The sequence below is a fragment of the Pseudoalteromonas sp. OANN1 genome, from assembly GCF_024124685.1.
GTDB lineage: Bacteria > Pseudomonadota > Gammaproteobacteria > Enterobacterales > Alteromonadaceae > Pseudoalteromonas > Pseudoalteromonas piscicida.
Window position 1 is genome coordinate 111,068 of record NZ_JAMXSE010000020.1, and the last position, 7,028, is coordinate 118,095.

At 43.2% G+C, this 7,028-nt stretch carries 6 protein-coding genes; 2 read left to right on the forward strand and 4 right to left on the reverse strand.

The window, feature by feature from the left end; all coding sequences use genetic code 11:
* Window positions 1-34: 34 nt before the first annotated feature.
* From NH462_RS16425 to NH462_RS16435, 3 genes are read right to left on the reverse strand one after another with little or no spacing between them, the layout of a single operon-like run.
* Complete coding sequence (locus NH462_RS16425; protein ID WP_010372620.1) at window positions 35-1,243, reverse strand: ABC transporter permease; 1,209 nt, start codon at window positions 1,241-1,243, stop codon at window positions 35-37.
* Window positions 1,236-2,021, reverse strand: coding sequence for an ATP-binding cassette domain-containing protein (locus NH462_RS16430; RefSeq protein WP_010372617.1), 786 nt, complete (start codon window positions 2,019-2,021; stop codon window positions 1,236-1,238). The genes NH462_RS16425 and NH462_RS16430 overlap by 8 nt, the downstream gene beginning before the upstream one ends.
* Window position 2,022: 1 nt before the next feature.
* A complete protein-coding gene (locus NH462_RS16435) occupies window positions 2,023-2,823 on the reverse strand; it encodes a DUF3025 domain-containing protein (RefSeq protein ID WP_010372614.1) in 801 nt (266 codons plus the stop codon).
* A 258-nt stretch (window positions 2,824-3,081) separates the two neighbouring features.
* Between NH462_RS16435 and NH462_RS16440 the strand changes: the two genes are divergently transcribed.
* Together NH462_RS16440 and NH462_RS16445 are read left to right on the forward strand one after the other, a co-directional pair.
* A complete protein-coding gene (locus NH462_RS16440) occupies window positions 3,082-4,707 on the forward strand; it encodes a M28 family metallopeptidase (protein WP_010372611.1) in 1,626 nt (541 codons plus the stop codon).
* 70 nt (window positions 4,708-4,777) lie between these two features.
* The gene (locus tag NH462_RS16445; RefSeq protein WP_253106691.1) at window positions 4,778-5,944 is read left to right on the forward strand and encodes a putative manganese transporter; all 1,167 of its coding nucleotides are present in this window, start codon (window positions 4,778-4,780) and stop codon (window positions 5,942-5,944) included.
* A 140-nt stretch (window positions 5,945-6,084) separates the two neighbouring features.
* Here the strand turns inward: NH462_RS16445 and NH462_RS16450 are convergent, their stop codons facing one another.
* Window positions 6,085-6,579 carry a hypothetical protein gene (locus NH462_RS16450; RefSeq protein ID WP_019647345.1) on the reverse strand — a complete coding sequence of 165 codons (495 nt, stop codon included), beginning with the start codon at window positions 6,577-6,579 and terminating at the stop codon, window positions 6,085-6,087.
* Between the last annotated feature and the right edge of the window lie 449 nt (window positions 6,580-7,028).

The window sequence follows — 7,028 nt, forward strand, 5'->3', positions numbered from 1 at the left end:
CATAATTCTCAATGACTCACACCTAACTGAAGCTTTACCTAAACAATACGGTTTCTTTATTAAACCATTTAACGCAGCACACGAGTAACCCTGCTGCTAAAACGGCAGAAGCGCCAAAAATTAACGCGACGTAGCCATAATCGACCGTACCTTTGATGATTTCTTTAATCGCTAATGCCACATTGGTAATTGGGATCAATGCGGTTTTAGCGGTTAACTCCATATTTGGCATTAAGGACATCACAATGGGAATGAAAATACCCATGCTGAGTGGCCCCATGTAGTTTTGTGCTTCTTTAAAGGTTCTGGCGTAAATTGAAATGGCAAGTGTTAGCGACGAAAGCATCACAGCAACAGGAAGCAACAACGCAAAAATCAACACAAAGTCTATTAATGCAACCGACGAGAAGGCGTTTTTAATAACGTCTAGTTCGACAAAGCTACTGGCAATTCCTATCCACAGCGCCATGCTGGAGACCGTGATAAGCGCACAGAATATTGAACTACTCAATACGGTTAAAAATTTACCCAACACTAACTCTGTGCGAGAAATTGGCGTTAACAACAGCGTCTCTAAAGTGCCACGCTCTTTCTCTCCAGCGCCTAAATCAATAGCTGGATAGCTTGCCCCCATCAATACCAGCGGAATCAACATATAAGGGATAAATGCACCTAACTTCTCGCCTAAATTCTCGCGTTTGTCAGCGGTATCCACTTTAGTAATCGATATAGGTTGCAGCACTGCCGCTTGCTCCGCTTGCGACAATCCTAGTGAGGTTAACTTCGCCGCTCTGAGTTCATCAGAAAACTTCTTAGCAAGTTTAGATAATCGGTCGTATATAAAGTTGATAGATTGAGCATCGTTAAACACGATTTTCCATTCACTTTTTACGCCAGACTCCAGATTTTCAACCGGATCGGATGGAATAAAAACCCCAACATCGATCACGCCACTTCGTACCGCATCACTCAATGCTTCGACGCTATCAAGCTTGAGCTCACCTGCATATTTCTTAAAACTTTTATGATAAAAAACCTGCTCTGAGAACTTTTCAGCATAGGCTTCATTTGCGATGTAATACGTATGAACTTCTTGCTTCGCTTCCATGGCGGCCTGTGAAGCCATAAAGCCGACTAAAGCCATAATCACAGGAAATACTAACATTGGCAGTGCAATCACAAAAAACAGTGTTTTGCGGTCGCGCAGCAGCTCTCTAATTTCTTTTAAAAATACCTCAAACATGCCGTGCTCCCGTTAACAAATTCAAAAATGCCTGATTTAGCTCTTCACTTTGCCCCTTTGCTTTAAACTCAGCCAAGCTGCCATCAAAACAGGTGATCCCTTTATCGATAACAGACACCCTATCGCACAATAATGCAACTTCATCTAAGTGATGGGTAGAAAATATAACGGGTGTACCACGCGCTTTGAGGTCGCGAATAAAAGAGATAACCGTTTGTGTGGTCATAATATCAAGGCCAGTCGTAGGCTCATCTAGTACCACGACTTTAGGGCTATGTACCACCGCCCTTGCTATATTGGTCTTTTGTTTCATACCGGTCGATAGGTGTTCAGCCCTTTTATCTAAAAAGGTCTCCATCTCTAAGCGCTGAAACAGCTCATCACATTTCGCTTTTAATGCTTTGCCTTTTAAACCATGAAGTCGTGCAAAGTATTCAACATTTTCTTTGGCAGTAAGACGTCCATATAACCCTGTTGATCCTGATAGAAAACCGATGGCTTTGCGTGCAACAACTGGCTTTTTCACAATATCCTGGCCATCCACTAAGATAGTGCCGGCATCCGGCGTCAGCGCAGTTGATAGCATACGCAAAGTGGTGGTTTTTCCCGCCCCATTGGGACCGAGCAATCCAAGTACTTCACCTTGCCCACAGTGCAGGTTAACCTCTTCTACACTATGAAAAAAACCCTCACGCTCGCGAGGATCCGTTTGACTCTTTTTCTTTTTATGTTCGCGAGTCAGGGCGAAGCGCTTTTTTAATCCATTGATAGCTATCATGCTACTTCCTTCTTTTCGGCCTGAAATAGTCCGTATTTTGATAAAATTCTAAATCTTGTGGCTCATGCCAGTTTGGGATCCCAAGCAGCGGAATGGGTGACATTTTGGTATTGTCTTCAAGCAGCCCATCATTGATCAGTGCGACCAATTTATCATCTAACCAACGATATTGTTCGCTTAATGAAAGTTGCCAAAATGCAGCGTCAACATTGATACACACCAGTTTTCCCGTTAGCCCAATAAAGGGATTGGTTAGCATCTCGTAGTTTGCATGGCCAAATACAAAAGGCTTTAGGTTTTGCTGCCATTCTGAGCGATTATCGTAAAATACATTCTGCCATTGGTGTGATTTAAGGGCATCACGCCACTTATCATCATCGATTGCCAACACCAAACCACACTCATCAAAGAGTGTTAACGCATTGCGCTTTTTACTCCGCTGCTTTAAACCAAACTGTGCTATTTCTTCGATATGTAGGGCATTTAACAAAGCTTTTGTTTTTGGGAATAAACACCAAATCAACGCGCCAAATAAGTCGTGCCAATTTTGACTACGCGTCGGTACCTGATGGGTTTCAAAGATAATCTCTTCATAGTATTTATCGCCAAAGTCTATCGTTTCATCGGCCACAAAGCGGGTATCATACTGTTGCAAGCTAATGCTGTTTACGTGCGAAGACAACCACTCGGGGCTTGGCCAATCTTGCTGGCTTTTTAAGTCAAAAAGCTGATTTAAATGGGAAAACGGCTCAGCATGTAAACATGCAACCTGCCACGCCTCAGGCGCTGTAAACTTTTTCATTTGATTGAGATACTTATCATGCAATTAGCCGACTATTTTACTGAAGCACCTGATACTTGGCAAAAGCCAATTGTAAATGAGCGTAACAGGCTACGTCACACGCTAAAATGAGGATAGCGATTAAAAACAATGCAATGATCTGTTCCACAACGGTTGTTTCATTAATTTCTATCTCCTCTAGCCGTCTTGTCCCGCTCGAACTTTTACGCATTTTATGTTACTACTTATGGGTTCCTAACAAGTAAAAGAAAGGCAATTATGAAACTTAAACTGACGCTCAGCGCTTTATCTATGGCGATGCTGGCGGGCTGTGTTAGCACTAGCAATAGCCCCCAAGACATCGATACTGCATATAATAGTATTAACGATGCTCAACTCAGAGCCCATATTAAAACCCTTGCCTCTGACGAATTTGGCGGCCGTGCTCCGTCAACAAAAGGTGAAGAGCTAACGCTTGCCTATTTAACCAAACATTTTAAAGCGCTTGGCTATCAGCCAGGAAATGGCAACAGCTTCCTACAAGAAGTGCCGCTTGTTTCGCTTGAAGCCGATCCTAATATGACGTTAACAATCGGTGGCAAAAACTACGAATATAAAAAAGACATGGTGATGGGCTCAGCCCGTATCAGTGAACTCGAATCAATCAAAGATTCAGAGCTGGTTTTTGTTGGCTATGGCGTAAATGCTCCAGAGTACGACTGGAATGATTACGAAGGCCTAGACGTGAAAGGCAAGACAGTGGTGATGCTAGTAAACGATCCTGGCTTTGCTAATCCTGACTCGGGTAAATTTACCGGTGAAGCTATGACCTATTATGGTCGTTGGACGTATAAATACGAAGAAGCTTCACGCCAAGGCGCAGCAGGTGCGATCATTATTCATGAAACAGCGCCAGCTTCTTATCCTTGGAGCGTAGTAGAAAACTCTTGGAGTGGCCCACAGTTTGGCTTCCAAAAAGAAAATAACAATATGGACCGCGTTGCGGTTGAAGGTTGGGTAACAGTAGACGTTGCTAAAGAGCTATTTCAAAAGGCTGGACTTGATTTTGACACAGCAAAGAAAAAAGCTGCTGAAGGCGCATACCACGTTGACATGGGCAACCTAAGCGCGTCAGTTACCGTCAAAAACACCATCAAAAAATCAACTTCGTATAACTTTATCGCCACCCTACCAGGTAGCAAAAAGTCTGACGAGCACATCATCTACTCAGCACATTGGGATCATTTAGGTACCGATCCAAATCGTAAAGGCGATCAGATCTATAACGGCGCACATGATAATGCTAGCGGTACAGGCGGTATGATTGAGGTAGCTGAAGCCTTTACTAAACTGCCAACTCGCCCTAGCCGTTCAATTACGTTTTTGGCTGTGACGGCTGAAGAGCAAGGTCTATTAGGCTCAAAATTTTATGCTGCAAACCCTGTTATTCCAGCAGAGAAAACCGTTGCTAACATCAATATGGATAGCCTAAATTTATTGGGTAAAGTAAAAGACATCAGCGTAGTTGGTATTGGTAAATCGGAACTTGATGAAATGCTAGAAACCGCAGCAAAAGCGCAAGACCGCGTCGTTTCAGGGGATCCACGTCCTGCCGCAGGTGGTTACTATCGCTCTGATCACTTCGCATTTGCGAACATGGGTGTGCCTGCAATGTACGCCGGTGGTGGAACCGAAGCACGTGACGAAGAGACTGAAACCTACCGTAAACGTATGGGCTTAGTATTGCGCGGTTGTTATCATCAGCCTTGCGATCGCTACCGTGAAGAGTGGGATTTAAGCGGAGCGATACAGGATCTACAGCTGTTCTTTAAAGTTGGCTATGATGTCTCTGAGCAAGACGCTTGGCCAAAATGGAAGGCAACCGCAGAGTTCCAAAGAAAATAATACAAATGATATTGATTTTCATTTAAAATGAAATTAAAGTGCAACTTAGACAATACACGGGTTGCACTTTATGTTTTCATCTCTACTTCGATACTCTCAACCAGCACATGGCGCTAAGGTGAGTTTATTGTTCAACAAGCGGTTGATTTTACCCCTCGTTATTATTGTACTAATGGCATTTGAAACGGCGAGACCAATTGTGGTCAGTGCGCTGAGTGATGCATTCTTTCAAGTCAGCGTCTTTGTTGCTGCTACCCTGCTCGTGTACTACTTTCTTGTTGACAGAATTCCACAGCTTAATCTCAGTTATCTGAGTACCAAATCCCCTATTCTCGAAATAGCCATGGCGTCAATATTGGGCGCACTGCCCGGCTGTGGTGGTGCGATTATCGTGGTCACCCAATTTACCAAAAAACAAGCAAGCTTTGCTTCAGTTGTCGCTGTGCTTACTGCGACGATGGGAGATGCAGCGTTTTTGCTACTCGCCAAAGAGCCCCTGACAGGCCTCACTATCATCGCGATGGGCGTTGGTGTAGGTATCGTGAGTGGGCTATGTGTGCACTTAATTCATAAACCCGATTTTTGTGTCCCGCAGACCATCAATGAGGTCGAAGAAGAAACCTTACACGCGAGCCGTGCGTTTAGTCTAAGCCGTAAGGTGTGGAAGCTGTGCTTACTACCTAGCCTTGCAATTGCACTCGCGATTGCTTTTAACGTCGATTTAGCACCTTTTGATACAGAAATTGCTTGCCTTGGTGCAGCATTATGTCTTTTTGCTGTTTGCGTGTGGGCACTTAATTCAAAAGGCGTCAGCTATAAAGATATCACCTGTGAAGAAGGTGAATGCGACCCACCTTCAAAGCTCACCAGAGTGCTGCAGGACACGCACTTTGTGACCGCTTGGGTCGTTGCAAGCTTTTTGCTTTACGAGCTATCTACTGCGTATTTAGGGCTTGATCTCGCGGTTTGGTTTAAAGACTATGCGCTGTATGCACCACTGGTGGCCATTCTTGTAGGGTTATTACCAGGCTGTGGACCTCAAATTGTCGTTACAACGCTTTACCTACAAGGTATCGTGCCATTTAGTGCCCTTGCAGCCAATGCCGTTGCTAACGATGGCGATGCGTTATTTCCAGCGATAGCACTGGCACCAAGGGCGGCGCTATTTGCCACTATCTACTCTGCAGTGCCTGCATTTATCGTGGGCTACGGCCTCTACTACATTAACTTGGCTTAATACTTGAGTACGTCGACGAAGTGATCTGATGCAGGCTCATACACAATCTGGCTGTTTATAGCGGGCAAAAATACGTAGGCTATAATCCAAGCGAAGCGAAGGGAGCCTACGTCTTTTGTCCCATCGAGTTTATGCGATTGTTAGGTGTGCTTTACCCTGCTGTACAAAATATAGGAGACAATAGGGAAAAACATAATTATCAAGTCTATAGCCAATCTAAAAATCGCCAGAAAATACACATTTCTTTTGTTTTGGAGCCAATCGTGATTGGTTGTTTGACTCACTGAATCATATACAACTGTATTATAATAAAATGGGCCAAATCGGTTGCTCATTTTTAAATAGCTAAGTTTATAATGTCCCTTCTCTAGCGATGTCAAATTCCATAACCAAAAAAAGTGTTGGGGGCATGGTTGCCAATCACAAGCTAATAGTTTGTTAGTAGGTAATTCGTAAAACTCGCTGATGTAATCATTGATTTCTGCTGCTCTTATTTTCGTTCGCTGAACTTGTAATCTTGTATCATTCGCAGTTGTTTTAGCTTCTAACACTAAATTATTGAAATCCAACGATGCTAGTAGCAAACCGAAGAATAGAAATGGTATCGAAACGACAAACAGCACTACACGCTTCATTGCACACCTAGACATAGTGACTCCCACACGGTGCTAGCCTCCGCTTTTTTCGTGGGTTAGCTTAATACAAAGCCAGAGCCATAATTAGTTTGTCAAATAACTAAACAGCTGAGGCTAGCATGAACAAACATAACATACTTTTTATCGGACTTGATACACATAAAGAATTCAATGAAGTCGCCTATTTTGCATTGGAGCCAGAAGGCTTATTTGTAGCTCTAGCATCGATTAAAATTAATTCCTTGCTTTGATTTAACTCCAACTCTTTAAGCGCCTTCAAAATCTTCTCTAATTCTAAATCAGTAAAAAAGAGAATAACTTTTGTAGTGGTCAACTAATTTTGGCCACAGTTTTAGAATCTTGGTATCTAACCTCAGATTCATTTGGCGCTAAACCAGCATTATAATGATGAGGCCTAACGTTGTTATAATATCCGTTGATATAATCAC